The following is a 26,131-nucleotide window of genomic DNA, read 5'->3' on the forward strand; positions in this document are numbered from 1 at the left end:
AATGACTCAGCAAGCACAGACCATTCAGGGTTCCATTGTCGCAATCGTCACCCCCATGTTTGAAGATGGCAGCGTAGATTGGAAGGGTCTCGAGAAGCTGGTTGAGTGGCATATTGCAGAAGGCACCAACAGTATCGTCGCGGTTGGTACTACTGGTGAAGCATCAACGCTCAGCATGAGCGAGCACACTCAAGTGATCAAAGAAATCATTCGTGTTGCCAACAAACGTATTCCTATCATTGCCGGTACAGGCGCAAACTCGACTCGTGAAGCAATCGAGCTGACTCAGGAAGCCAAAGAACTTGGCGCTGATGCTGCCCTGCTGGTTACTCCTTACTACAACAAACCGACTCAGGAAGGTTTATACCAGCATTATAAAGCCATTGCTGAAGCGGTTGACCTACCTCAAATTCTTTATAACGTTCCAGGCCGTACTGGCGTGGATATGGCTAATGAAACCGTGATCCGTCTGGCAGATATTCCACAGATCGTAGGCATTAAAGATGCAACAGGTGATGTAGCCCGTGGTGCTGCCCTGATTGAAGGTCTGGCAGGTAAAAACATGACCGTTTACTCAGGTGATGATGCAACTGCCTATGAGTTAATGGGTCATGGTGCCAAAGGTAATATCTCTGTGACTGCCAACGTTGCACCTAAAGTCATGAGTGAAGTATGTGCTGCAGCCATTGCAGGCGATGCTGCATGTGCTGAAGAGCTCAATGCTCAGGTTGCAAATTTACACAATATTCTATTTTGCGAATCAAACCCAATTCCTGTGAAATGGGCTCTCCATGATATGGGCTTAATTGGTACAGGTATTCGCCTTCCATTAACACCACTTGCAGAACAATATCGCGCTCCGCTTCATGAGGCACTTGTAGAAGCGAGCGTCATTAAATAAAGAGCAACGATTATGCAATTACGTTTAGGACTTACCCTGGCACTTTCAGTATTCAGTTTAGCAGGTTGTAGTTCAATGGCCTTTAAAAACGGTACCTTGGACTATAAAGAAACAACCACGCTGCAACCATTGCAATATCCTGAAGGGTCAATGGTTCGTCCTGCAACGCCTTTGTACCCTGCTCCAACAGTGGATCCGCTTGCCCTGGAAAATGCACCAAAGCTTGAAAATCAGCGTGGTAACCGCTTTGCGATGCCACGCCCTACTGCACAGCCAGTAAATTCAACTCAAGCAGATGAAACTCAAGAAAATTTTTCAGGAAAGCCGCAATTAGTCACTGACGGAAATCAAAATCCACTGCTCAAAATTGATGGAAATGCTGCTACAATATGGCAATACACTCTTGCCACGCTTAGCAGCCTTAACCATTCTATCGTTGGTCAAAATAAAGATCGTTATGAAGTAACGATTCAGGTTGATCAGCAAACCTATGTTTTAAGACTCTCTCCCGCAGGTTCGAGTAACACCCTGGCTGTGTTTAATCCCGATAACAGTTTTGCCGACCGCGAAAAAGCAGCAGAACTGTTAAACCAGATTTACCAAAATTGGCCAGCCTAGACATTTTCTAGGCATTTTTTTTTGTAGAAGGTTCCCTCATGTTAAAACAAACCTTGCTCTATACTGGTAAAGCGAAATCTGTCTATACCACGGACAGTGAAGACCACCTGATTTTAGTTTTTCGTGACGATGCGTCCGCATTCAATGGCGAAAAAATCGAACAACTGGATCGTAAAGGTAAGGTGAATAACCGTTTTAACGCCTTCATCATGGAAAAGCTGGCTGCTGCTGGTATTGAAACTCATTTTGAGAAACTGCTGACACCAACTGAAGTGTTAGTGAAAAAACTTAAAATGATTCCAGTAGAATGTGTGGTACGTAACTATGCTGCGGGTTCTTTATGCCGTCGTCTGGGTGTAGAAGAAGGTAAAGAATTAACTCCTCCTACATTCGAATTGTTCTTCAAGGATGACGCGCTAGGCGATCCAATGGTGAACGAATCTCAAGCGATTGCTTTAGGTTGGGCGACTGCTGAACAACTGGCAAAAATGAAAGAACTGACTTACCAAGTGAACGATGTGCTTAAAGCATTATTCGAAGCGGGTAATATGCTTCTAGTTGACTTTAAACTTGAATTTGGTGTGTTCCACGACCGTATCGTACTGGGTGACGAATTCTCTCCAGACGGTTGCCGTCTATGGGATAAAGACACCAAGAAAAAACTGGATAAAGACCGTTTCCGTCAAGGCCTAGGCGGCGTGGTTGAAGCGTACGAAGAAGTTGCAGCACGTTTAGGTATCAATCTTGAAGATATCTAAGCACTAATAGTGCTTCAAAGAACCGGGTTAATAGCCCGGTTTTTTATTGTCTAATCTTATGATCGAAAAAATGAATTTTATTAATAAAAATGATCGTTTTTACATTATTCAATGCATGCCTTAATATTACTGCATCCCAGCAACATCCCCAGCAGATGCAATCCATCTGATGTTGCTGACCAGATTTATACCCTTACCCTCTAGGATGTATCTCCCCCAAGACATCCTATTTCAGCCCAATTCTCCTTGAATTGGGCTTTTTTTTGCTTATTGCTGCTGTTGTTCCTGCTGCCAGCGACGTTGTTGCAGACGTTCGCCTTCTACTTCACGCTTATTACGTGCCGATTCGTACAGCTTGGTGCCTTTCAGCTCAGGCGGCAGGTAATCTTGCAGGACAAAATGTTCCGGATAGTTGTGCGGATACAGATAATTTACCCCATAGCCCTGCTCTTTCATCATTTTGGTCGGTGCATTACGTAGATGTAAAGGCACTGGCAAATTGGCCGTTTTTTCAGCCAGATCCATCGCCTTGTTAATCGCCAGATAGGTACTATTACTTTTGGCACTGGTCGCCAGGTAAACCGCACATTGTCCCAGAATAATCCGGCATTCCGGCATGCCAATCGCTTGAACCGAACGGAAGCATTCGCCCGCCAGCAACAAGGCATTCGGATTGGAATTGCCAATATCTTCTGATGCTGCAATTAGCATACGGCGGGCAATAAAGACCGGATCTTCACCACCTTTGAGCATACGTGCCATCCAGTACAGGGCAGCATCCGGATCACTGCCACGAATCGACTTGATGAAGGCCGAGACCAGATCATAGTGCTGCTCGCCAGATTTGTCATAACGGGCAATATTCTGCTGTGCGACTTTGACCACAATCGCATTGGTAATGATATTTTCCTGATCCGCCTCAAAAGTGCTGGCAATCAGATCCAGCAAATTGAGTGCCTTACGCGCATCCCCTGCGGCAAACTGCAATAAGGCGTCAAATTCTTCAATCTGGATATAGCGTTCCTGCAGAAATTTGTCAGTCTGAATCGCCTGAGTCAGTAAGGTCTGAATCGCTTCATCACTCAGTGCATTCAAGGTATAGACCTGACAACGTGACAGCAAGGCACTGTTGACTTCAAAAGATGGATTCTCTGTGGTTGCACCAATCAGAGTAATTTTGCCTTTTTCGACGGCATTCAGCAGTGCATCCTGCTGGGATTTATTAAAACGATGAATCTCGTCAATAAACACCACAGGCGTCAGCAGATCACCACTTTCTGCAATGACTTCACGCAATTCCTTCACGCCAGTGTTGAGTGCAGACAGGCTGATAAATGGCCGGTCCACCGCTTGGGCAAGTAGCAAGGCAATCGTGGTTTTACCTACTCCAGGTGGCCCCCAGAAGATAATCGATGGTAAATGCCCTTGGTCAATCATCTGACGTAGAGGTGCATTCTCTCCAAGCAAGTGATCCTGCCCGATAATTTCTGCAAGGTCGCGAGGCCGCAAGCGTTCTGGAAGCGGGATATGACTGTCTGACATCTTATTATTGGCTCAAATTAAATTCTGCTTTCATTCTAACACTGGTAGTTTTGATTCCAATATTTCAAACATTTATGAGAAAAATTTAATTTATGTATGAAAGCTCTATTTTTTTTACAATGAATGGATTAATCTTATGAAAAGTAGATAAATAGAACATGATTAATTACAGGTGAATAACCTTGTAAATTTCACATTGTCTCATATTAATTAGAATGGACTTGAGCAACTGATTGGATGCTCTTTGGGTGGTATCGGTGGGGATGCATGAAGCATAATAAATCTAGACGAACAACTGCAGAATGCGCTGAGTCGCTTATTTCAACCTCGATACAATCTTCTAATGAGCAACATGCAAAATTCAGATTATTACAGGATCTGATTAATGATGTGCCACATCCACTCTGGGTGCTGGGCAAGGATAATATTGAATATTTTAATCAGGCACTTTCGGATTATTTAGGCACTAATTTAAGTGAACATGGTCCTAAAGAATGGCAAAGCCTGATTCATCCAGATGATCAACCAGCCTTTTCTGAGCAATGGCATGCTGCCCTGAATCAGCAACAAGGCTTTAATACCCAGTGCCGGATTAAATCGGCCGATTCCAGCTACCGTATGTGTGCCTTGGCCATCAAGTTTCAGCATACAGCGGAACATCTGCTGCAATGGTCGGTATCCCTGACAGACATCCACGAATATTTCGAGATTCAGCAACAGCTGTCTCAGGTGATTTCTACCCAGAAAAATATGCTGGATGCCAGTGTCGACTGTATTAAAGTCATGTCTCCACAAGGCGAGATCCGTCATATCAATCAGTCAGCCTGTCATAAGTTAGGGATTGATCCTGAACAGCAGCCTACCCTGCATTCATGGTTAAATCTGTTACCCGCTGAAGTTAAAAAAACTGGACAACGCGCTTTAAAACAGGCTGCTCAAGGTTTAAATAGCCGTTTTGTAGAAAAAGCTCAGACAGAGGATCAGTACCCAGAATATTGGGATCATTTACTGACTCCGGTATTGGACGAAAATAATATTCCTCAAAATATCTTGTGTGTTTCGCGCAATATCAGTCAGCAAAAAATAGCCGAAAGCCGTTTAAAAGCCGTAATTCAGCGTGATGAGCTGACCGGACTGTATAACCGCAATGCCTTTTATAAGACCTTTAAACAGGTGCTGCTAAAAGCCAAGCAACAGCAAATGATGGTTGGCCTGCTCCTGATCGATCTGGACTATTTCCGGCATATCAATGACACCCTGAGTCATATTGCCGGAGATCATTTGTTGCATGTCTTGGGCAAGCGTTTTCAGGCCTGTTTTGGCTCCAACAATATAGTCGTTGCCCGTCTCGGTGGAGATGAGTTTGCCATTCTGGTCAAAAACTTGGAAAACGAAGCCCAGCTGATTAATACCGCACAACTGGCCTATGCTCAACTAGAACAACCAGTGAGTTATGTCGGCCATCGTATGAGTATCGGCATGAGTATTGGTTGTACCGTTTATCCGCGTGATGCCCAGAATAGCTCTAACCTGCTGAAATGTGCCGATATTGCCCTGAATGATCTGAAAAATAGTGGTCGTGGCGGGATTCGCATGTTTAATCAGGAGATGTTCAGATCACTGGAAAACATGACCAAACAACTGACGCTGGCACGCAAGATTATTCATGCGGATCAGATTATTCCTTATTATCAGCCTAAGGTTCGCCTCTCCGATGGTGAGGTGATTGGTTTCGAAGCCTTGCTGCGCTGGCAGGATCAGCAGCATCAGATCCAGTTACCCTCTCATATTTTTTCAGCTTTCCAGGACTATGATCTGGCTTCGCGCATCAGTGAAACCATGCAGCTGAAAGTCTTTGAGGATATGAGCCGCTGGCAGGCCGAAGGTCTGGATATTCTGCCAATTTCAATCAATGCAGCTCCAGTTGAATTCCTGCGCGATGACTATGCTGAGAAATTTCTGGCTCGTCTGTCCCGATTCGATATTCCTGCGCATAAGGTTGAGCTGGAAATTACCGAGCAGAGCTTGTCTGAAGGCGGAGCCAATTATGTGATCCGGGCACTGAACCTGCTGAAAAAACATGGAATTCATATTTCTCTGGATGACTTCGGTACCGGTCATTCTTCCCTGACCCGTTTGCAGGAATATCCGGTCGACTGCATCAAGATTGATCGCAACTTTGTAGAACGCATGAACAATGATCCGTCTGCGCTGGCCATTGTCAAAGCCATTACCCAGATTGGTTCCAGTATTTCTCTGGATGTATTGGTCGAGGGTATTGAAAATACTGAACAACTGGACACGCTGATCAATTGTGATTGCCAGATCGGACAAGGTTTTTATTTTTATCGTCCTATGTCCGGGTCTTCAGCACAGCAACTGCTACAACAGGCAGCTTAATTTTTTTATTTAATCATTTGACGGGGTTGGATTGCGCTAATCATTAGCGCACCCAGCGCACGATATATTCATCAATTTCATCTTCATCAATATCGACTTCACTTAAGCAGCGACCAGCAGCGGATTTTTTGGCCTGAATCACGCTTTGTCGTGAACCCGTCTTTAGATAATGCCAGGATGGCAGGCTTTTCCCTTCAGCAACTCGGCGATAAGCACAGCTTGAGGGTAACCAGTGAATAGTGTCCAGTTTCTCAGGTGTCAGCTGGATACAATCCGGCACATATTGCAGCCGGTTCGGATAATCCGAACAGCGGGCAGTTTTGCAGTCCAGTAATTTGCAAGCCACTTTGGTATAGGCGACTTCGTGGGTGTCTTCATCTTCCAGCTTGATCAGGCAGCAAAGCCCACAACCGTCACAAAGCGCTTCCCATTCTTCTGGCGTCAGCTCAGTGAGACTATATTTTTTCCAGAAGTATGGACGTAAGGCATCAGACATAATCAAAACGGCTATGGTAAAAATCAGCTTATTATACCAAGTCTCAACAAAGGAAATGTAGGGACATGAATCTTATTAATATCACGTAAACTATTGTTAAATCAGAGACAGTACATCAACAAAACACTAACAGTGCCCAAAATCGAATATTCCTATACTGGATTTGAGAATAAAAACACATGGAGAATTGATATGTTTCGCTGGGCTATTATTTTTGCTGTGATTGCCTTGATTGCCAGTCTACTTGGTTTCGGTGGAGTAGCAGGCTTATCTAAGGATTTCGCAATTATCTTATTGGTGATTGCCGTTATTCTTGCCATTGTTGGTTTCCTTTCTCGCGGCAAGGTCTAGCGACTGAGTTCTGCTTAAGGAAAAGTTTCCTACAGAAAAAACAAGAGCCATTTGGCTCTTGTTTTTTTATGCGCCCAAAATGAATTACGGTTTGATATGGCGTGGTCTGAAACCAGCAGCGACCAATGCGGCCAAATACGCCACGACTCCTACCACACATAAAATCAGCACTTCCAGTACACGCATCCACTGTGATACATCACCATTGTACCAGCTCAGTGCATAGGCCAAGGCTGCAATCATCACCACATTGGCAAACATGAATTGCATAAAGATTTTTTTCCAGTGTGCGCCAAAACGGAAAATATTGCGTTGATGCAGATAGAAATACAGCAGACCTGCATTGACCATGGCTGAACCGGTCGAAGCCAGTGCCAGTGCCATATGCTCCGCTTCCCAATGAATCAGCTTAAAGAAACCAATAAAGATCACGTTCAGAATCGCATTGGCTGCTACCGCCATTAAACCGACGCGTACCGGTGTACGAGTATCCTGCTGGGCATAGAAGCCGGGAGCAAAGACTTTAATCAGCATAAAAGCAATCACACCGCCACTCATACATTGCAATGCCAGCGCCGTCATCTGGGTATCTTCAAAGGTAAACTGTCCACGTTCAAACAATGCCTGAATAATCGGTGTTGACAGCATGAACAAGGCAATACTGGCTGGTAGACCCACCAGCACAATGACTTTCGCTGCCCAATCCATCATGTCGCGGAATTTTTCCGGATTCTTTTCTGTATGCTGTGTGGATAAGGACGGCAGAATCACGGTACCAATTGCCACGCCAATCAGACCCAATGGTAACTCGGTCATCCGTTCAGCACTATACAGCCACGACACTGAACCGTCCTGCATGAAAGAGGCCCAAACCGTATTCAGTAACAGGTTGATCTGGGTGACGGATACACCAAATAAAGCGGGTAGCATCAGTTTCATGATGCGATCCACCCCTTCATGCTTGAAGTCCACTTTCGGTGGAATCAGCAGGTTTTTACGCCATAACTCTGGAATCTGGATTGCCAGCTGCAAAATCCCGGCAATGACGACGGCCCAGCCTAGCGCCATAATCGGCTCTGCCATAAAAGGAGTGAGCCAGAGCGCACCGGCAATCATGGCAATATTCAATAAAACCGGAGCAAAGGCTGGCGTACTAAAAGAGCCATAACTGTTCAGAATACTGCTGGCAAAAGCCGTCAGTGACATAAATAGCAGGTAGGGAATGGTCAGGCGGAACATGTCTGTGGCCAGCGCAAACTTTGCTTCATCGCCATGAAACCCTGGTGCATAGATATACATGATCACCGGTGCGGCAATGATGGCAATCATGGTCAGGGTGGTCATGAAAGTGGCCAGACAGCCAAAGACCCGGCTGATCAGGATCTGCACTTCTACATGGGTGCGACTGGTCTTATATTCAGTCAGTACCGGAATAAAGGCTTGGGAGAATGCCCCTTCTGCAAACAGCCGTCTGAAAAAGTTTGGAATACGAAATGCCACCACGAAGGTATCGAAATCTTTACCGGCACCGAATACATTCAGTAAAACCACATCCCGGACCAATCCCAGAACCCGCGACAACATGGTCATCGCACTGACAATTACGGTCGAACGCCAAAGCGCCATCCTATTCACCTAATAATTAATTTGGGCCTATTGTAATGAAACTTGCAAAAGAAGTTCATTGCTTAATCACATGACTTCCTGAAGGGTCATGGGTTCTTATAATGTTGTAACTGGGCACGAAAAGCACACCAGTCAAAATATGGTCCCGGATCGGTTTTACGTCCCGGTGCAATGTCCGAATGTCCGGCAATATGCTGTTGCATTTTTGGATAATAGTCTTGTAAACAGGCGGTGACTTTGACCAAGGCATCATATTGTGCCTGTTCAAACGGCAGGTCATCACTGCCTTCCAGTTCAATCCCGATGGAATAATCATTACATTCTCTTTTGGCCAGATAGTTAGAACGACCTGCATGCCAGGCTCGGTCATTGAAATTCACAAACTGCAGCACTTCACCAGAACGCAAAATCAGCAGATGCGCCGACACCTGCATGCCTTCAATAGTCCGAAAATACGGATGCACTGACCAGTCCAGCTGATTCTGAAAAAACTGTTCAATATAGCCACCACCAAACTGTGACGGCGGCAGACTGATGTTATGGATCACCAGTAACTGGATGTCGGTATGTTCAGGCCGCTGATTAAAATTTGGAGAAGGGATCTGGCGCGCCCCGAGCAATTGCCCGTCCCGGATTTGAAACTCAGCTGCCTGTTGCATAAAACTGTCCTGTACAAAAATAAAATCTGCAATATCAGGATTGCAGCCGGCTTAATGCTAAAACTTTCATAGGCAAATCTCAATTCATCCCGGCAGGCTGTATGAAAAATCGCTCATTTTAATGTAACGGTGTTAAGATAACGCACAATTTTTCACGGCTAAAAAAGATACGGAAATACTCATGAGCATATCTCAGGCTTTGCTAGAACAGTCGATTCAGATCAATATTCAACAGGCACTCTCCGAAGATATTGGCGATGGTGACATTACTGCCCTGCTGACTCCTGAAGATGAACAGGCGACTGCCACGATTATTAGCCGTGAAGCAATGGTTCTTGCTGGTCAGCCTTGGGTCAATGCCCTGATTCAGGCCTATGATCCGAGTGTAGAAGTGATCTGGCTAAAAAATGACGGCGATCATGTCGCTGCCAATGAAGCTTTTCTAAAACTGGCCGGTTCTGCACGTAGCCTACTGACTGTAGAACGCCCTGCCCTGAACTTTGTACAGACGCTGTCTGCAGTTGCGACCAAAACAGCAACCTATGTCAAAGAGTTGGACGGTCTGCATACCAAGCTCTTAGATACCCGTAAAACGCTGCCAGGCTTACGTATTGCCCAAAAATATGCTGTTGCTGTCGGTGGTGGTCAGAATCACCGTCTGGGCCTATTCGATGCCTTTTTGATTAAAGAAAATCATATTATGGCAGCCGGCGGCATTCGCCAGGCGATTGCCATGGCCCACCAGATTGCACCGGGTAAACCAGTTGAAGTGGAAGTTGAAACCTGGGATGAACTGAATCAGGCCCTAGAAGCCGAGGCTGATATCGTGATGCTGGATAATTTCAGTCAGCAGCAAATGATTGATGCGGTCAAACATGTGGCTGGTCGCTGTAAACTGGAAGCCTCAGGCAATATCACCATTGATAACTTACGTGAAGTGGCGAGTACAGGCGTAGATTATATTTCGATGGGCGTACTAACCAAAGATGTCAAAGCCATTGACCTGTCGATGCGTTTTAATGGTTAAAGTCTTATTATTAAAAAAGGGTGCCATAGCACCCTTTTTCTTATTCTCAAGGATATAAATCATAGAGGTTGAATGGCCTCTACTCTGTTAATTGGTATCACTTCCTCGTTCCATATTTGCACCATCGCGGTTTTCATCACGAGAATTCGAATCGCAGGCAGTTAAACCCAGCACAGCAAATACTGAAAATGCCATTAACCATATTTTCATGTTATACCCCTCTGAATGAGATTTGGTTAAAAGATCATCGCTTAAAACAGAGGTTACACAGTAGACAGATCCTGTTCATTTTTTGTCAGGCAATGTGTAGGTACAATAAAAAACGCATCCGAAGATGCGTTTTTTACAACTTGAAAAGCTTACCAGCCCAAAGCTTCTTGCTGTTTCTTGATCAGTTCCTGAATCCCTTTTTCAGCCATGGCCAGCATGTCATTGCATTGCTCACGGGTAAATGGCTTATCTTCAGCAGTACCTTGGATTTCAATAAATTCACCTGCCTGAGTCATCACGACATTCAAGTCAGTCTGACAGTTTGAATCTTCTTCATAGCAAAGATCCAGCAAGACTTCATCTTTAAAAATACCTACAGAAATGGCTGCTACCAGACCTTTAAGTGGGTCCTGTTTAATTTTCTTTTTCTCAAGCAATACGTTCATGGCATCAATCAATGCTACGGCTGCACCCGTAATTGATGCAGTACGGGTACCACCATCTGCCTGGATCACGTCACAGTCAATGGTAATGGTATTTTCACCAAGTTTTTTCAGGTCGACCATTGAACGTAGGCTACGACCGATCAGACGCTGGATTTCCTGAGTACGGCCACTTTGTTTGCCGCGAGCAGCTTCACGATCACTACGGGTATGTGTTGAACGTGGCAGCATGCCGTATTCTGCTGTTACCCAGCCTTGACCCTGACCTTTCAGGAAACGTGGTACAGAGCTGTCCACACTGGCAGTACACAGCACTTTGGTATGACCAAATTCAACCAATACGGAACCTTCCGCATAACGTGTATAGTTACGGGTAATTTTCACTTCACGTAATTGATCTAATGCTCGTTGGTCGATACGCATAATAGGTCCTGCTGTTGACTAAAAATAATTGCGGCTCAGTATAACAGAAGCCTCCGCCAAGATTGGAACAGAGGACAGATCATTTACAAAATCACTGGACACGCTTTGCTTGTATAGATTTTTCAGTCCATCTGCGCTACTGCGATGGACAGATGTTTTTTGCTAAACTGCAAATCTGCCGAAGGAAGATCCCTATGTCTTTACGTGAAGAACGCAAGCACCAAAGCCGCCAGGCCCTCCTCGATGCTACCTTGGCATTGAGCAGCCGTGGCCATGCCTTTAGCAGCATCAGCCTGCGCGAAATCACTCATGAAGTCGGGCTGGTGCCTGCTGCGTTTTATCGACACTTTCAGAATATGGATCAGTTGGGGCTGGAACTTCTGGATCAGGTGTCAATTCATCTCAAAGGTGTGCTGAGTCAGTTGGGACCTGCAGATTTTTCTCTGGATGAGCTTTCAGCCAAAATCGAACTGTTTTTTCAGGCAGTCGATGCCCACCCCGAAGCCTGGACATTTGTCAGTGCCGAACGTTGGGGCGGTTCCAACATTCTCAGACAAGGGATTGAGCGGGAAATTCATTATCTGACCCAAGACTTGCGGCATACTCTGGAACAGATTCCAGCCGCCCAGCAATCTCCTTATCCAGCCGAATTAACCGCACTGGCACAGATTCTGGTTCCTCTCGCATTAAACTGGGCTATGGGCTGGATTCAGCTTCAGGCACAGCCTGATCCTGAACTGCGACAAACTCAGATAAATGACTTCAAAGCGCAAAGCCTAAAGCAGTTAGAACTGTTATTTCGTGGAATTTGATCTCAAGCCTGAGATCTCATCTGAGTGAAATCTATTTTACAATTCAATTTTATCCTGACATAAAAAACCCGCATATAGCAGCGGGTTTTTAGATTCATGCAGATCTGGTGTTATTTAGCTTTACGCTCTTTTTCAACCAGATAATTTACCACTTGAACCACTTTGGCATCATCGCCCTGAACCACATACTTACCATTTACGGTTACCGCTGGTACACCGCTCAACTGATAAGTCGCAGCCAGATTTTTGGCCTGTGCGATTTTTGAAGAAATCGGGAATGATTTATAAGTGGTATTAAATTTCGCTTCAGAAATACCATAACGGGTATAGAACTTGGCTAATTGAGCCTGTTCCAGAATTGGCTGTTTCTTCGCATGAATATCATGGAATAGCTGCAAATGTGCTTTTTGACGAACACCTAGAGCTTCAGACACATAGTATGCGCGTGCTGCCTGTTCCCATAGCGGATTCATCGCGGCTGGGGTACGCACGAAACGTACATCTTTAGGCAATTTTTTTAACCAGCTCTGCATGTGTGGTTCAAGTGAATAGCAGTGACCACAGCCATACCAGAAGAATTCACGGACTTCAATTTTCCCCGGCTTTTCAACTTTTACTGGATTCGCCAAGACTTGATAGTCTTGACCTGCTACAAAGTTGGCGGCCATTGCACTGCCAGAAAATGCCAAAACAGATGCGGCTACAGTGCCTAAAATAAATTTTTTCATTGGGATTATCGTCCTCTAAATCATTATGTCTAATTTATGGCTTCACTATAAAGTAATTATGCCGGTTTCGTTTTTATTCTGTGAACTTTTTTACAGCTTTTATCGCTTTTTTTTCCAGAATCGCTACACTAAACAAGTGTACTGATTTACAAGAAGTTAAATCTGTTTATACCGCCTCTGGGCGAACTTAAATTTTAAATAATCACGACTGATTGAGGTGACACCGATGTCGCAATTGAATGTTGATCCACAAGAAATTGCCAAGTTTGAAGCATTTGCAGCTATATGGTGGGATCAGCATTCCGAGTTCCGCCCATTGCATATGATCAATCCGCTACGTCTCAACTGGATTGATGAACATGCTGGTGGCTTGAGCGGCAAGAAAGTGCTGGATGTGGGCTGTGGCGGGGGCATCCTGTCAGAAAGCATGGCGCGCCGTGGCGCTCAGGTGCTGGGCATTGATATGGGCGAAGCGCCACTGAATGTGGCACGCATCCATGCTGAGCAGGAAGATGTTAGCAATATTGAATACCGTCAGATTCCGGTAGAACAGCTGGCAGAAGAGCAAGCCGGTCAATACGATGTGGTTACCTGTATGGAAATGCTGGAACATGTACCTGATCCAGCCTCTATTATTCAGGCCTGTTATAAACTGGCCAAACCGGGTGGTCATGTCTTCTTCTCGACCATTAACCGTAATCCAAAATCTTATCTGTTCGCGATCATTGGTGCAGAATATATCCTGCGTATGCTGGCCAAAGGTACACATGATTACAGCAAATTCATCAAGCCTTCTGAGTTGGCGCACGACATCCGTAATGCCGGTTTAAAACTGAAAGATATGACTGGCCTGCATTATAACCCGCTGACCAAGCGTTACTGGCTGGCACCGAATGTTGACGTGAACTATATGGTGTATACCGTTAAAGAAAGTGCGCAAGAGGCTGCCCAATGAAGGCGGTTCTATTCGACCTCGATGGTACTTTAATTGATACCGCAGCTGACTTTATCCGGATTATCCAGCATATGTGCCGTGAAGCCGGCCGTGACGTGGTGGAAGCTGATCTGATCCGTACCCAGGTTTCAGAAGGTGCACGTGCTATGGTCAAATTGGTCTATCCGGAACTGCAACTGGAAGACCCGGTTTTCTTGGATCATCGCCAGCGTTTTCTGGATATGTATGGTGCAGATATTGCTGTGGATACAGACCTGTTCAGCGGAATGTATCCTCTACTTAAAGAATTAGAGGAAAATGATATCCCTTGGGGAATTGTGACCAATAAACCGCGCTGGTTGAGCGAAGCTTTACTCAAAGCTTTAAACCTGACCGAGCGCTGTGCCGTACTGGTCTGTCCGGAAGATGTAACTCGAACCAAGCCAGATCCGGAGCCAATGTATCTGGCTGCCCAGCAGTTACAGCTGGCTGGAGAAGACTGTATCTATGTCGGTGACCATCCACGGGATATTGATGCTGGCCGCAATGCCAAAATGTATACCATACTGGCAGCATACGGTTATTTACCACTGCAATACAAAGATGACTTAACAGCCTGGCAAGCCGACTATATAGTGAATACAGTGAACGAGTTACACCAGCACATTCAAAAACTGGTCTTGAGCGAGCCAAGTGTCCTGTCTTGATTCCTGAAACTACTGAAGACACTTAACAATAATAATGAGGAGGTAGATAATGAAGTATTCAGAATATCAACCTCGCCCCGATCTGTTAAAAGATCGTATCATCCTGATCACGGGTGCGGGCGATGGCATTGGTCGTGCAGCAGCAATCAGCTATGCCCTGCATGGGGCAACTGTAGTTCTGCACGGGCGTACCTTAAACAAGCTTGAAGTCATTTATGACGAGATTGAAAGCTTAGGTGCGCCGCAACCTGCCATTCTCCCATTGCAGTTATCTAGCGCCTCTGAACGTGATTATGAATTATTGCTCGACACGCTCGATCGTCAGTTTGGCCGTCTGGACGGGATTTTGCATAATGCCGGTATTTTAGGCGAGCGAGTGCCACTGGCAGATTATCCGGTTAATGTCTGGGATGATGTCATGGCGGTTAACCTTCGTGCGCCTTTTGTGATTACCCAAGCCCTGTTACCCCTGCTGGAAAAATCCAAACATGCTTCTGTGGTCTTTGCCAGTTCCGGCGTAGGTCGTGAAGCCCGGGAATGCTGGGGCGCTTATTCAGTTTCAAAAATTGCCATTGAAGCAGTGAGCCAGTTATTTGCCAAAGAACGGGTCAATTCGAATATCCGTTTTAACTGTATCAATCCAGGCGCTACACGTACGGCAATGCGTGCCAAGGCTTATCCGAATGAAGATCCGAAAACCTTACCGACACCGGATTCCATCATGCCAGCCTATCTGTACCTGATGGGTGAAGATAGCTTGCATATGAACGGTCAAAGTATTGATGCGCAGGACTAATCTTTAATTGACACCTATTTAAAAGCCAATGTCCGCATTGGCTTTTTGTTTTTTTTAAACTCTATAAAGATAAGACCCATTTGAAAGTTGGCTTATTCTTCTGCCCAATTCATCCAGATTTCAGACTGAATCAGCCAGACCTTTCTTATTTCTACAATACTGTCTTTATTCAGTTCGCTGCAAATTCCCCTATACTAGCGCCAACAGATTTTTATTTGAGTGCAACATGACTGACTTAAACAACATCACCGTGACGACTTTGGAAGATGGCATGGTCTCTCTGCTGGTCGATCAGCAGCCGATCTCTGAAAAATACGGCATGAAGTTTGATGCCAGCATTGTCGATGACATTCAGGCACTCGAAAATGGTCAAAAACTGAAACTGTTTGACCAGTTTGTCTTTTCCCATACCGATCTGAATTTTGAACATTCCTATCATTATGTGACGGGTATCGAAAAGCTGGGCGATCGTTATCAGGTAGCGAAACACTTTGTCTATCGCATCAAGATCGAAGGTCAGCCTGAAATTGAACATGTGATCAGCAATCAGGGCAAAGCAATGACAGCAGAAGATGTGCGTACTTTTATTCAGGCACATGTACAGAAATCCCTAAGTGACTATACTGATCTGAACTATGCCTATTAAGATCGTTCATTAGATCCCGAAAGAGCACATTTACGGATGATGCTCTTTTTTTATCCTTAAATTCTTTAAAAAACAGACATAAATCGTTTTAACGAATCAATAATATAAAATTATTCGGTTTCTCAAATTAATATAAAATTTTTATAATGCTTTTCAAGTTAAATCAAAGCGAAGGAAAATTTAATGGCAGACCAAAAACGTAAAACTGAAACTATTCGTCGTATTGAAAACTTGCAGTTATCAACTGCCCTGATTTTGGCTTTAGAAGATGCAGTCGAGGCAGAGTCTGTGGCTGAAGCCATTCAGTCCTTACAGGGTTTAACGGAACAGTGGAATTGAAAAATTGCAATGACCGAATCAAGATCTGGTGCTTAAAAAGAATATTTTTCCACTAATTTGAGACGGTTTTGATACACAATTCAGGACATTGCGCTTGCATCTTGATCCCGGTTTTGCTGAAATGCCAATGGGGCTAGGCATAACTGGTCAACTGACTGAAGTGCATCCTAAGCTTATGTAAAATCATGGCATAATCATAATTTCTCTGTAATTGATATAAAACTTCAGCCAGTTCTTCACAGTTTCTCTGCAATTTTTCCGTACATTAGTTACTGTAGAAAATGAACAATTGAATGAGGGTTCAACATGAAAAAGGTTCTGGTAGCATTGGCGATGTCCTGCAGTGCATTCATGCTGGCAAATGTTGCAAACGCTGCCCCTCATTTCAATGATGAACAGCGTATGGAACGGGGTCCGGGTCATCATCAGGCCAAGAAATCGCGTGAGTTCCATGACGATCACCAAGACCAGTATGATAAACGTCGTATGCGTGAAGAACGTGGTGTTAAACGTCTGCAACAGTTACGCTGGCAGCCTGGCTATGTCATGCCGCAGCATTATCGCAGTAATGGCTACAAGGTCGAATATAAGGACCATAAACTGCCTAAACCAGACCGTAAGCAGCAATGGTACAAAGTCAACAATGACTACATTCTGGTGAACTCTGAAAATAACAGTATTGTCCGGATTATCGGAGACTGATTTAGAACCTGATGCAAAGCCCAACCTCGTTTGGGCTTTTTGATTTTTCGGATGAGCCTTTTTAGGCTTTTTCTTATTTTAGAGCTTTCCTTTTAATCGTGGCTAATCTCCTAAATTCCTTCATGAATTTAACAATTCCACTAAACTGGCCTCACGCTTTCTATCTACTTATTCGCTAATTTAATCTCATCGAAAACATGTACAGATTTTTAGGTGAGAGCCATGAAAAAAGTTTTAACTACAATTGCCTTATCTCTTAGTGCGCTGGTTGCTACTTCTGCAATGGCAGCACCGCAGCATCATGATCCACGTTATGCACCGCATAAACCAGCACCGCACTGGAATCATAAAGATGCGAAAAAATGGGATGACCGTCGTTACAACAACCGTGGGGTTAACCCAAGCCGTGACTGGCGTGTAGGTCAAAAACTGCCAAACCAGTATGACAACCGTCGCTTTGAAGTCAGTGGCTATGAAGCACGCCGTTTGCCGAAAGCAGGTAAAAACCAGCAATGGTATAAAATCAATGGTGACTATGTACTAGTCAACGATCGTAATGACAAGATTGTTCGAATCATCAACTAATCATTCTCTTTTCTGCCCTTCTAGCAGACACCTGAAGCTCGCTTCAGGTGTTTTTTTATATCTGTACTTCCACTTCAGTATTTTTTCATTAGAATCAAAGCTAGATCTTTAAATATTGAAATAGGCACAGCTATGACTGCAGCAGAAACCTCACCGAGCAACACCTTGCAATATGTGCACTGGTTTCGCCATTCTGCGCCTTATATCAATGCTCATCGCAATAAAACCTTTGTGATCATGTTTGATGGTGAAGCGGTATTGCATGGCAACTTTCAGCACATCATTCATGATATTGCCCTGCTCAATTCTTTAGGAATCCGGCTGATTCTGGTACATGGCGCGCGTCCGCAAATTAACCAGAATCTGGCTGCGAGTGGCTTCGAGACCCCCTTCCACCAGCAGCGTCGGGTCACAACTCGTGAATCCTTAAGCTGTGTACTGAATGCAGTAGGATCGATCCGTTTACAGATTGAGGCGCTATTGTCGATGGGGCTGGCCAATTCACCCATGTATGGTGCGCGCATTGATGCCGTTTCAGGAAATTTTGTGACAGCTAAACCTTATGGCATCCGTGACGGGGTCGATTTTCAGTTAACTGGTGAAGTTCGGGCGATTGATACTGATGCGATTCAACGTCATCTGGACAATCATAATATTGTGATTCTCGGTCCGACCGGCTATTCAACGACAGGCGAAGTTTTTAACCTTCTAGCTGAGGAAGTTGCCACCAAAACTGCGACCCGCCTCAAAGCAGATAAACTGATTATCTTGGGTCGACAGCATGGTCTGCTCGACAGTAAGGGCCAGTTAAAACGGGAAGTAACCCCACAGCAACTGGATGACTATATTCTTTCTGATGAACAGGATATTGAAATTCGGCTCCAGCTCAAGGCCGCTCAGGAAGCTTCCCGAAATGGCGTCAATCGTGTTCATCTGATTTCATATACCTATGACGGCGCCCTGCTGGAAGAACTGTTCACCCGGGATGGTTCCGGCACCATGATCACCGATGCGCATTATGAAGAAGTGCGTATGGCCGACATTCAGGATGTTGGTGGCCTGATCCGCTTGCTTCGCCCCTTGGAAGAAGAAGGCATTCTGGTTTACCGTTCGCGGGAACGTCTGGAAAATGAAATTGACCAGTTCGCGGTAATTGAGCGTGACGGCATGATTCTGGCCTGTGCTGCCCTGTATCCGATTCCGACTACGGGCAATGAACTGCGTTCCGCAGAAATCGCCTGCGTTGCAGTAGATCCAAGTTACCGTCAATCCAACCGCGGTAGCCAGATTCTGCATTATCTGGAAGATAAGGCCAAAAGTCTGGGTATTCAGCAACTGTTTATTTTAACGACCCGTACTGCACACTGGTTTCTGGAACAGGGTTTTGAACCGGCATCAGTAGATGATTTGCCTGATGCCCGACAGGCTTTTTATAATTATCAGCGCAATTCAATTGTCTGTAAAAAGTCACTTTAAAGTGACTTTTTTATGCGCTCTCATATCTTTATTTTAGATAACGATATTCATAAAACCTGCATTCAGCATAAAAATCTTATTGCTGATTTTCTAATAAGCATATCTGGCCACTTTATTTAGAATAAATAATTTTATATTTCATTGCCTTATATAAATAATTCTTTCTTCCTAAATTAATGTGTAAATCACTTTCCTGCATAAGTTTTGCACTTTTTTATTTATCTTTTTTCTTCATTAGAAATTCCTGAATAGTTATTTTTTTAGAAAAGTAAAAAGCTTTAGCGTATGCCTAAGTTCTTCATTTCACATTTCTAAATTTTCAGGAGTTCTGATTCATGCGCCAATCACACATTCAATTATTCACAAAAACTGCGGTCCTTAGTGCTGCGGTGGCTGGCGTGATGATGCTTTCTGGCTGTGGCAAAAAACAGGAAGCCGTGACCCTGAATATTGGTTTCCAGAAATATGGCGTACTGCCGATCTTAAAAGAACGTGGCACCTTAGAAACGTCATTAAAAGAACAAGGCGTGAATGTGAAATGGGTTGAATTCCCGGCTGGTCCTCAGTTGCTTGAAGGCTTGAATGTCGGCAGCGTATCTTTTGGTGAAGCCGGTGAAGCGCTACCGATTTTTGCTCAAGCAGCGAATTCAAATCTGGTCTATGTGGCCAATCAGCCTGAAGCACCGAAAGCTGAAGCGCTAATCGTACAAAAAGATTCGAATATCCAGTCAGTTCAGGATCTGAAAGGCAAACGTGTTGCCTTAAATAAAGGCTCAAATGTTCATTACTTACTACTTAAAGTCCTTGAAGCCAACAATCTGAAACTCAGTGATATCGAAGTGGTTTACCTGCCACCTTCTGATGCCCGTGCCGCTTTTGAACGCGGTGCTGTCGATGCCTGGGTGATCTGGGACCCGTTCTTCGCTGCAGCAGAACATCAGATTGGTGCCCGTGTCATCGCAACGGGTGAGAACATCATCAGTAACCATCAGTTCTATCTGGCAGATCGCAAGTTTGCTGAAGCCAACCCACAGATTATTGAAACTGTCGTGAATGAACTCAATCTGACCACTGAGTGGGTCTCTGCTCATCAGGATGAAGCCGCCAAACTTCTGGAAAAACCAACAGGTCTGGCATTTGATGTATTGAAAACGTCTATTTCACGCATGGGTTTTGGAGTAAAACCACTCACTCCCGAAGTGGCGCAAAAACAACAACAGGTGGCTGATGCCTTTTATGGCCAGCAACTGATTCCAGCCAAACTGAATATTCAATCTGCAATTATCGCGAAGTAAACCAAAGAACAATTTAGGGGATTTAATCATGACTCAACATCAGCTACACAACAAAGCAATCACATGGTTCAAGACCTCCAGTCATGGGATGAACGCTGCATTAGTTGCTTGCGCGATGTTGGGTTCAAGTGCCGCTTGGGCAGTGGATCCTTTTGTTAAACAGCTTCGTGTGGGCTATCAAAAAGCCTCTGTAAACCTGGTGATTGCACAGCAGCAAAAGCTGTTTGAAAAGGAATTTCCAAATGCAAAAATCAGCTGGAATGAATTCCCAGGCGGACCGCAAATTTTAGAAGCATTGGCGGTAGGTTCTATTGATGTAGGTGCAACTGGAGATACTCCTCCTGTCTATGCGCAGGCAGGCAATAAGCCATTGCACTATTTTGCTTATGAAACTGCAAAACCTTTATCTTCTGCCATTCTGGTCCAGCATAATTCCAAAATTACCAAGCTGAGCCAGCTCAAAGGTAAACGTGTCGGCGTACACCGCGGTTCAAGCTCACATTATTTACTGGTGCAGGCAGTACGCAAAGCGGGTCTGCAATGGACCGATATCCAACCGGTCTGGCTAAGCCCTGCTGATGCGCGTGCAGCTTTTCAGAAAGGTGCGATTGATGCCTGGGCGATTTGGGATCCGTACTATGCTGCGGCTCAAGTAGAAGATAAAGCCAGAGTCTTATCTTCAGGTAAGGGCTTAAGTCCCAATTACACCTTTTACCTCGCTTCAGAAAATTTAATCAAAAATCATCCACAAGCCTTAAAAGGCATTATCAAGCAGATCAATGTTGCGGATAAATGGGTACAAAGCCATAAGGCTGAAACTGCAAGCATCTTTGCACAAAGTACCGGTCTAAAACCGATTGTCAGCCAGACCTTTATCCAGCGTCGTCCGAATCCGTCTGGTGCTGCACCGCTTACCAAGAAAGTGATTGCCGATCAGCAGGAACTCGCAAACCGTTTTAGCGAACTCAAGATCATTCCGAAATCTATCAATATTCAGCAAGCCGTTTGGGCAGGCAAATAATCTAAGGATCAAAGACATGAAAATTTTCTGGTTTATCCCGACACATGGCGACAGCCGCTACTTAGGTACCAGCAAAGGTGCACGCCAGGTTGATCATGCCTACATGAAGCAGATTGCGGTTGCGGTCGATAATCTTGGTTATGAAGGCGTGTTAATCCCGACTGGCCGTTCATGTGAAGATCCGTGGTTAACCGCAGCCAGCCTGATTGATGCGACTAAAAAACTGAAATTCCTCGTCGCGCTGCGTCCAGGTGTTACCACGCCTGCTCTGACTGCACGTATGGCTGCAACCTTTGACCGTCTGTCTGGTGGCCGTGTATTGCTGAACCTGGTGACGGGTGGTGATGAGCAAGAACTAAAAGGTGACGGCGTTTATGAAGATCATGCAACACGCTACAAGACTGCAGCTGAATATACGACAATCTGGCGTGAAATTCTGACCCGTTCACATACCGGCGAAAGCTTCACTTTCCATGGCGAACGTCTCAGTGTAGATGATGCCAAACTGCTTTATCCACCAGTTCAAAAACCATATCCACCACTCTGGTTCGGTGGTTCTTCAGATGCAGCCGTTGAACTGGCCACTGATCAGGTTGACACTTACCTGACTTGGGGTGAGCCACCTGCAGCAGTGAAAGAAAAAATTGAAAATGTGCGTGCCAAAGCGGAAGCGAAAGGTCGCAAGCTGAGCTACGGTATCCGTCTGCATGTGATCGTGCGTGAAACCAATGAAGAAGCATGGAGAGCAGCAGACGAGCTCATCCAGTATGTGGATGATGCCACCATTGCTGCTGCACAAGCGAAATTCAAGCAAATGGACTCTGTCGGCCAACGTCGTATGGCTGAGCTGCACAATGGCGACCGTAGCAAACTCGAAGTGTCTCCAAACCTGTGGGCAGGTGTAGGTCTGGTACGTGGCGGTGCAGGTACAGCGCTTGTAGGAGATCCAGAAACTGTCGCAGCACGTATTCAGGAATATGCTGATCTAGGTATCGATACCTTCATTTTCTCAGGCTACCCACATCTGGAAGAATCGATCCGTTTTGCGGAACTGGTATTCCCATTACTTCCGCTTGAAACTCAGCAAAAACTGGCTCAGCCAAACCTGACTGGTCCATTCGGTGAGATTGTGGCAAATAACTACACTCCAGATGAGAACAAGAAGGCTGAGAGTATTAAGGAGCCAGCTTAATGTCGAAAGTCGTTTCAGTTGAAACCCTCGCAGAAAAGAAGGTTTCACGTGGAACACAGCTTGGGCAGCGTTTGCTGCCCTGGTTAGTTCCTGTCGGATTAATTCTACTCTGGCAAATCGCGTCGAGTACCGGTTTGCTGGAAAGCCGGATTCTGCCTGCACCGAGTGCCGTGGTTTTAGCCTTCTGGAATTTATTGCTCAGCGGTGAACTGTGGACGCATGTGCAAGTCAGTGCAGGACGTGCCATCAGCGGATTATTGGTAGGTGGTGGTTTGGGTCTATTGCTGGGTCTGTTAAATGGTTCATCCAAAACTGCCTCTACCCTGCTCGACACCACCTTGCAGATGATCCGCAATATTCCTGCACTGGCACTCATTCCCCTAGTCATCTTATGGTTCGGGATTGATGAATCAGCCAAGCTGTTCCTGGTCGCGATTGGTGTGTTTTTCCCAATCTACATCAATACCTATCATGGGATTCGTTCAGTCGATCCCCAGCTGATTGAAATGGGTAAAAGCTATGGCCTGACTCGCTGGCAGCTTTATAAAGAAATCATCCTGCCAGGGGCAATGCCTTCAATTCTGGTCGGCCTACGTTTTTCACTTGGTCTGGTCTGGGTACTGCTGATTGTGGCTGAAACGATTTCTGCCCAGTCCGGTATCGGTTATATGACCATGAACGCGCGTGAATTCCTGCAAACTGATGTCGTACTGGTGGGTATTTTACTGTATGCCCTGCTCGGTAAACTGGCAGATGTCCTAGCCGTGGCCTTAGAACGATTCCTGCTGCGCTGGCATGCTGGCTATCAAAAATAATTGAAAAAATATTGAGGAGCATGTGATGACTGATCTCAGCTTAGGGCGTCTTGCCAATGATCCGACTGCAGTGCAGGAGCCTGCTGCAACCGACATCAATCCCAATGCCGTTGCGGGTGCCGAAATCATTATTGAACAGCTGCACAAGTTCTATGGTTCGGTGAAGGTACTGGAAGATCTGGACCTGCATATTCAGCCGGGTGAATTTCTGGCGATTGTTGGACGTAGTGGCTGTGGTAAAAGTACCCTGCTCCGTCTGATTGCCGATCTTGAAAAACAGAGTTACGGTGAAATTAAATTCAAGTCTGCGCGTCATATTCGTGAAGGTATTACCGCTGATGATATCCGCGTGATGTTCCAGGATCCGCGTCTATTGCCATGGCGCAGCATCGAACAGAACGTACAACTTGGCTTACCAAAAGATCAGCATGGCAATGCTTCACAAATGCTGGAGAAAGTCGGCTTAAAAGAAAAAGCTGGGCTTTGGCCTTCACAATTATCTGGTGGTCAGCGTCAGCGTACAGCTCTGGCACGTGCCTTGTCACATAAGCCACGTATTTTATTGCTAGATGAACCACTTGGTGCGCTGGATGCCCTGACCCGTCTGGATATGCAGAACCTAATTGAAAAATTATGGACTGAACAGGGCTTTACCGCGATTCTGGTCACCCACGACGTGAGTGAAGCCGTACAACTGGCAGACCGGATTATCCTGTTGGATAAAGGCCATATTGCCAAAGAGTTCAAAGTTGATCTTCCACGTCCACGACAAAAGAATGTGAAATTCGCCGAACTTGAACAGCAGGTTCTGAATGCCGTTCTGGCAACCTAAAATGTGAGGGAATCTGGAATAACTGTTTATTCTGGATTCCTTATTTCGAATCAAGAGAATATCTGTCTCACTGATTATTTATTCAGCAATTGGCAAAATTTCAACTTCATTCATTAATTTTATTTTAACTTTATGATGCTTCAAGGTAATAATTAGTACTTAAAAAATCATCAACCTTTTCAAAAGCTTGGTTTTTAATTCCTGCGCCTTAAACCGATACTAATTATATCTTTAATCTAAAGAATAAATCATCATTATTCATAAAATTAGCACCTGACTTGATGCACAAATCTGATGATTTGACGTACAATTAAAAATTCCCTTTTTAATTGTTTTTAATATTTGCTGATGGAACAAAAAAAGAGTACTCAAAAACGCAACCAGCTGCTGAATGCTGCACTCGATGTTTTTTCCCTATACGGTTTTAATGGGGCGAGTTTAGATGAGATCGCGCAAATTGCAGAAATGCATAAGTCGAATATTTTCTATTATTACGAAAATAAAGAGGCGCTCTATGTAGAGGTTTTAACGACCGTTCTACAAAAATGGCTGGCACCTTTACAAATGCTAGAAGCTGATCTTGAGCCTGAAGAAGCGATTACCAATTATTTGATGCAAAAAATTGAAGTATCGCGTACCCAGCCTAAAGCTTCACGCCTGTTCGCTCTGGAAGTGATTCAGGGTGCGCCGCACATTTTAGAAATCTTAAAAGGTCCATTGAAAAAACTGGTCAAGCGTAAAGCCAAAGTGATTTCAAACTGGCAGGAACAAGGCAAGATTTCTAAAGATATCGATCCTGAACTGCTGATTCTGAATATCTGGGCGGTAACCCAGAACTATGCAGATTTCGCGACTCAGATGGAAATGGTAACAGGCAAGACCTTACGTAACCGCAGCATGCAACAACGGATTATCCAGCATACTGTACATATGATGCTGTACGGCGTACTTCCGCGTACACAAGAAAAATAGGTCAACGCAAAAATTATTTGGCATACGACCATAAATTTTATGGTCGCCGACCCCTTCTCTCACCCTTTATTATTATTTTAACGTTCGATATAAATTCAATAATTTCTGCGCACCCAGCAGCAGATTCTCTTCCCAGTCCAAGTGAGCGCTATCATCTGCACCGTCAGTAATATATTTGACTGAAATCAGGCGCACATCCAATTTTCTGCATACCTTGGCCAGCGCATAGCCTTCCATATCCACCAGCTGACAAGCCACTTTTGGTAAGTCTATTTCAAAGCTGTCCCCTGTTCCACAAACCCCTTTCGGTAAATGGGCAAAGAACGGTTCCAGATCAATTGCACCCGGCAAATGATTATCCATCGGGGTAATGCCGACGTCAAACCCCAAGGGTGAAACATCCATATCACGTTGCACAAAACGCTTAACTTCGACCAGTTCATGCGCCTTGAAATGGGAACTGCCTGCGGTGCCCAGATTAATCAGGGTCTTACAGCGAGTTTTCTGAATCACTTCAAAAGCCTTAAAAGCAGCATTCACCTTGCCGATGCCACTATAGTGGACTTCTACACCTTCTGCTTCGAACAAACCTTTGGATTCACTGGCCAATGCCATAATGAGTGCCGAATCTGACATGCAAACTACTCGATACTGAGAAAACCGTGACATTAGAAAGCAAAATCCAGGCAATGAAAAGCGGGTTTTTAGATTTCTGTTTTGCAGATCTTTCACTTAAATAACCGCAGAAGATTCTTGGATGGCACACTTTCTTCTTGATGGGTTTCGTGATTTTTCAATAATTTTTTTGCATAAAAACACAACAAC

The 26,131-nt window shown here is 44.9% G+C and carries 29 protein-coding genes; 21 read left to right on the forward strand and 8 right to left on the reverse strand.

Annotation, left to right across the window (positions count from 1 at the left end):
- The first annotated feature begins 1 nt into the window (after position 1).
- Genes dapA through purC form a run of 3 tightly spaced genes read left to right on the forward strand, consistent with a single transcriptional unit; the run spans position 2 to position 2,277 of the window.
- Entirely contained in the window at positions 2–901 is a 900-nt protein-coding gene (gene dapA / locus FTU46_RS08400; protein ID WP_180104732.1) for a 4-hydroxy-tetrahydrodipicolinate synthase, read from the forward strand.
- A 12-nt stretch (positions 902–913) separates the two neighbouring features.
- On the forward strand, positions 914–1,519 hold the full coding sequence (locus FTU46_RS08405; RefSeq protein ID WP_034703997.1) for a lipoprotein-34 precursor (NlpB): 606 nt from the start codon (positions 914–916) through the stop codon (positions 1,517–1,519).
- A gap of 38 nt (positions 1,520–1,557) precedes the next feature.
- Entirely contained in the window at positions 1,558–2,277 is a 720-nt protein-coding gene (purC, locus tag FTU46_RS08410; RefSeq protein WP_004781395.1) for a phosphoribosylaminoimidazolesuccinocarboxamide synthase, read from the forward strand.
- A 267-nt stretch (positions 2,278–2,544) separates the two neighbouring features.
- On the opposite strand, the gene FTU46_RS08415 is transcribed toward purC, so the two are convergent.
- Positions 2,545–3,819 carry a replication-associated recombination protein A gene (locus tag FTU46_RS08415; RefSeq protein ID WP_034704000.1) on the reverse strand — a complete coding sequence of 425 codons (1,275 nt, stop codon included), beginning with the start codon at positions 3,817–3,819 and terminating at the stop codon, positions 2,545–2,547.
- Between the two features lie 267 nt (positions 3,820–4,086).
- On the opposite strand from FTU46_RS08415, the gene FTU46_RS08420 reads away from it, so the two are divergent.
- Positions 4,087–6,219 carry a bifunctional diguanylate cyclase/phosphodiesterase gene (locus FTU46_RS08420; RefSeq protein WP_180104733.1) on the forward strand — a complete coding sequence of 711 codons (2,133 nt, stop codon included), beginning with the start codon at positions 4,087–4,089 and terminating at the stop codon, positions 6,217–6,219.
- Positions 6,220–6,262: 43 nt separating this feature from the next.
- Here the strand turns inward: FTU46_RS08420 and FTU46_RS08425 are convergent, their stop codons facing one another.
- Positions 6,263–6,715, reverse strand: a complete 453-nt coding sequence (locus tag FTU46_RS08425; RefSeq protein ID WP_004781392.1) for a YcgN family cysteine cluster protein — start codon at positions 6,713–6,715, stop codon at positions 6,263–6,265.
- Positions 6,716–6,907: 192 nt separating this feature from the next.
- On the opposite strand from FTU46_RS08425, the gene FTU46_RS08430 reads away from it, so the two are divergent.
- Positions 6,908–7,066, forward strand: a complete 159-nt coding sequence (locus tag FTU46_RS08430) for a DUF1328 domain-containing protein (protein ID WP_004647174.1) — start codon at positions 6,908–6,910, stop codon at positions 7,064–7,066.
- Between the two features lie 84 nt (positions 7,067–7,150).
- Here the strand turns inward: FTU46_RS08430 and murJ are convergent, their stop codons facing one another.
- Together murJ and ampD are read right to left on the reverse strand one after the other, a co-directional pair.
- The gene (gene murJ / locus FTU46_RS08435) at positions 7,151–8,701 is read right to left on the reverse strand and encodes a murein biosynthesis integral membrane protein MurJ (protein ID WP_180104734.1); all 1,551 of its coding nucleotides are present in this window, start codon (positions 8,699–8,701) and stop codon (positions 7,151–7,153) included.
- A gap of 77 nt (positions 8,702–8,778) precedes the next feature.
- Entirely contained in the window at positions 8,779–9,351 is a 573-nt protein-coding gene (ampD, locus tag FTU46_RS08440) for a 1,6-anhydro-N-acetylmuramyl-L-alanine amidase AmpD (protein WP_180104735.1), read from the reverse strand.
- A gap of 181 nt (positions 9,352–9,532) precedes the next feature.
- Here ampD and nadC point away from each other — a divergent pair, with 181 nt between their 5' ends.
- Positions 9,533–10,378, forward strand: coding sequence for a carboxylating nicotinate-nucleotide diphosphorylase (gene nadC / locus FTU46_RS08445; protein WP_034704010.1), 846 nt, complete (start codon positions 9,533–9,535; stop codon positions 10,376–10,378).
- 87 nt (positions 10,379–10,465) lie between these two features.
- Here nadC and FTU46_RS16710 read toward each other — a convergent pair whose 3' ends face one another.
- Positions 10,466–10,588, reverse strand: a complete 123-nt coding sequence (locus FTU46_RS16710) for a hypothetical protein (protein ID WP_005232802.1) — start codon at positions 10,586–10,588, stop codon at positions 10,466–10,468.
- A 149-nt stretch (positions 10,589–10,737) separates the two neighbouring features.
- The gene (rph, locus tag FTU46_RS08450; protein ID WP_004781384.1) at positions 10,738–11,454 is read right to left on the reverse strand and encodes a ribonuclease PH; all 717 of its coding nucleotides are present in this window, start codon (positions 11,452–11,454) and stop codon (positions 10,738–10,740) included.
- Positions 11,455–11,648: 194 nt separating this feature from the next.
- Between rph and FTU46_RS08455 the strand changes: the two genes are divergently transcribed.
- Entirely contained in the window at positions 11,649–12,266 is a 618-nt protein-coding gene (locus tag FTU46_RS08455) for a TetR family transcriptional regulator (RefSeq protein WP_180104736.1), read from the forward strand.
- A gap of 110 nt (positions 12,267–12,376) precedes the next feature.
- Here FTU46_RS08455 and FTU46_RS08460 read toward each other — a convergent pair whose 3' ends face one another.
- Positions 12,377–12,994, reverse strand: coding sequence for a thiol:disulfide interchange protein DsbA/DsbL (locus FTU46_RS08460; RefSeq protein WP_004781380.1), 618 nt, complete (start codon positions 12,992–12,994; stop codon positions 12,377–12,379).
- Between the two features lie 226 nt (positions 12,995–13,220).
- Here FTU46_RS08460 and ubiG point away from each other — a divergent pair, with 226 nt between their 5' ends.
- The 14 genes from ubiG to FTU46_RS08530 all read left to right on the forward strand — a co-directional run bounded on the left by ubiG (position 13,221) and on the right by FTU46_RS08530 (position 25,306).
- Entirely contained in the window at positions 13,221–13,949 is a 729-nt protein-coding gene (gene ubiG, locus FTU46_RS08465) for a bifunctional 2-polyprenyl-6-hydroxyphenol methylase/3-demethylubiquinol 3-O-methyltransferase UbiG (protein ID WP_034704015.1), read from the forward strand.
- Positions 13,946–14,635 (forward strand): HAD family hydrolase, encoded by a 690-nt coding sequence (locus FTU46_RS08470; protein WP_180104737.1) that lies wholly within the window; start codon positions 13,946–13,948, stop codon positions 14,633–14,635. Before ubiG ends, FTU46_RS08470 begins: the two co-directional genes overlap by 4 nt.
- A 49-nt stretch (positions 14,636–14,684) precedes the next feature.
- Complete coding sequence (locus FTU46_RS08475) at positions 14,685–15,431, forward strand: YciK family oxidoreductase (protein ID WP_004781375.1); 747 nt, start codon at positions 14,685–14,687, stop codon at positions 15,429–15,431.
- A gap of 226 nt (positions 15,432–15,657) precedes the next feature.
- Positions 15,658–16,077 (forward strand): hypothetical protein, encoded by a 420-nt coding sequence (locus tag FTU46_RS08480; RefSeq protein ID WP_180002558.1) that lies wholly within the window; start codon positions 15,658–15,660, stop codon positions 16,075–16,077.
- A 183-nt stretch (positions 16,078–16,260) separates the two neighbouring features.
- On the forward strand, positions 16,261–16,416 hold the full coding sequence (locus FTU46_RS08485; RefSeq protein ID WP_004781372.1) for a hypothetical protein: 156 nt from the start codon (positions 16,261–16,263) through the stop codon (positions 16,414–16,416).
- Positions 16,417–16,722: 306 nt separating this feature from the next.
- A complete protein-coding gene (locus FTU46_RS08490; protein WP_034704024.1) occupies positions 16,723–17,118 on the forward strand; it encodes an RcnB family protein in 396 nt (131 codons plus the stop codon).
- Positions 17,119–17,340: 222 nt separating this feature from the next.
- The gene (locus tag FTU46_RS08495) at positions 17,341–17,703 is read left to right on the forward strand and encodes an RcnB family protein (RefSeq protein ID WP_159124174.1); all 363 of its coding nucleotides are present in this window, start codon (positions 17,341–17,343) and stop codon (positions 17,701–17,703) included.
- 132 nt (positions 17,704–17,835) lie between these two features.
- On the forward strand, positions 17,836–19,179 hold the full coding sequence (gene argA, locus FTU46_RS08500) for an amino-acid N-acetyltransferase (protein ID WP_180015462.1): 1,344 nt from the start codon (positions 17,836–17,838) through the stop codon (positions 19,177–19,179).
- A 335-nt stretch (positions 19,180–19,514) separates the two neighbouring features.
- Complete coding sequence (locus FTU46_RS08505; protein ID WP_180104738.1) at positions 19,515–20,474, forward strand: sulfonate ABC transporter substrate-binding protein; 960 nt, start codon at positions 19,515–19,517, stop codon at positions 20,472–20,474.
- A gap of 88 nt (positions 20,475–20,562) precedes the next feature.
- Positions 20,563–21,495 carry a sulfonate ABC transporter substrate-binding protein gene (locus tag FTU46_RS08510; RefSeq protein ID WP_257224626.1) on the forward strand — a complete coding sequence of 311 codons (933 nt, stop codon included), beginning with the start codon at positions 20,563–20,565 and terminating at the stop codon, positions 21,493–21,495.
- 16 nt (positions 21,496–21,511) lie between these two features.
- The gene (gene ssuD / locus FTU46_RS08515; RefSeq protein ID WP_180104740.1) at positions 21,512–22,687 is read left to right on the forward strand and encodes an FMNH2-dependent alkanesulfonate monooxygenase; all 1,176 of its coding nucleotides are present in this window, start codon (positions 21,512–21,514) and stop codon (positions 22,685–22,687) included.
- Complete coding sequence (gene ssuC / locus FTU46_RS08520) at positions 22,687–23,502, forward strand: aliphatic sulfonate ABC transporter permease SsuC (RefSeq protein ID WP_180104741.1); 816 nt, start codon at positions 22,687–22,689, stop codon at positions 23,500–23,502. The genes ssuD and ssuC overlap by 1 nt, the downstream gene beginning before the upstream one ends.
- A gap of 25 nt (positions 23,503–23,527) precedes the next feature.
- Entirely contained in the window at positions 23,528–24,334 is an 807-nt protein-coding gene (locus FTU46_RS08525; RefSeq protein WP_180011124.1) for an ABC transporter ATP-binding protein, read from the forward strand.
- A gap of 348 nt (positions 24,335–24,682) precedes the next feature.
- Positions 24,683–25,306 (forward strand): TetR/AcrR family transcriptional regulator, encoded by a 624-nt coding sequence (locus tag FTU46_RS08530; RefSeq protein ID WP_005232857.1) that lies wholly within the window; start codon positions 24,683–24,685, stop codon positions 25,304–25,306.
- A 72-nt stretch (positions 25,307–25,378) separates the two neighbouring features.
- Here the strand turns inward: FTU46_RS08530 and FTU46_RS08535 are convergent, their stop codons facing one another.
- Complete coding sequence (locus tag FTU46_RS08535; RefSeq protein WP_180011126.1) at positions 25,379–25,942, reverse strand: 5'-nucleosidase; 564 nt, start codon at positions 25,940–25,942, stop codon at positions 25,379–25,381.
- Positions 25,943–26,131: the final 189 nt, after the last annotated feature.

The sequence above is a fragment of the Acinetobacter sp. YH12108 genome, from assembly GCF_013419055.1.
Lineage (GTDB): Bacteria > Pseudomonadota > Gammaproteobacteria > Pseudomonadales > Moraxellaceae > Acinetobacter.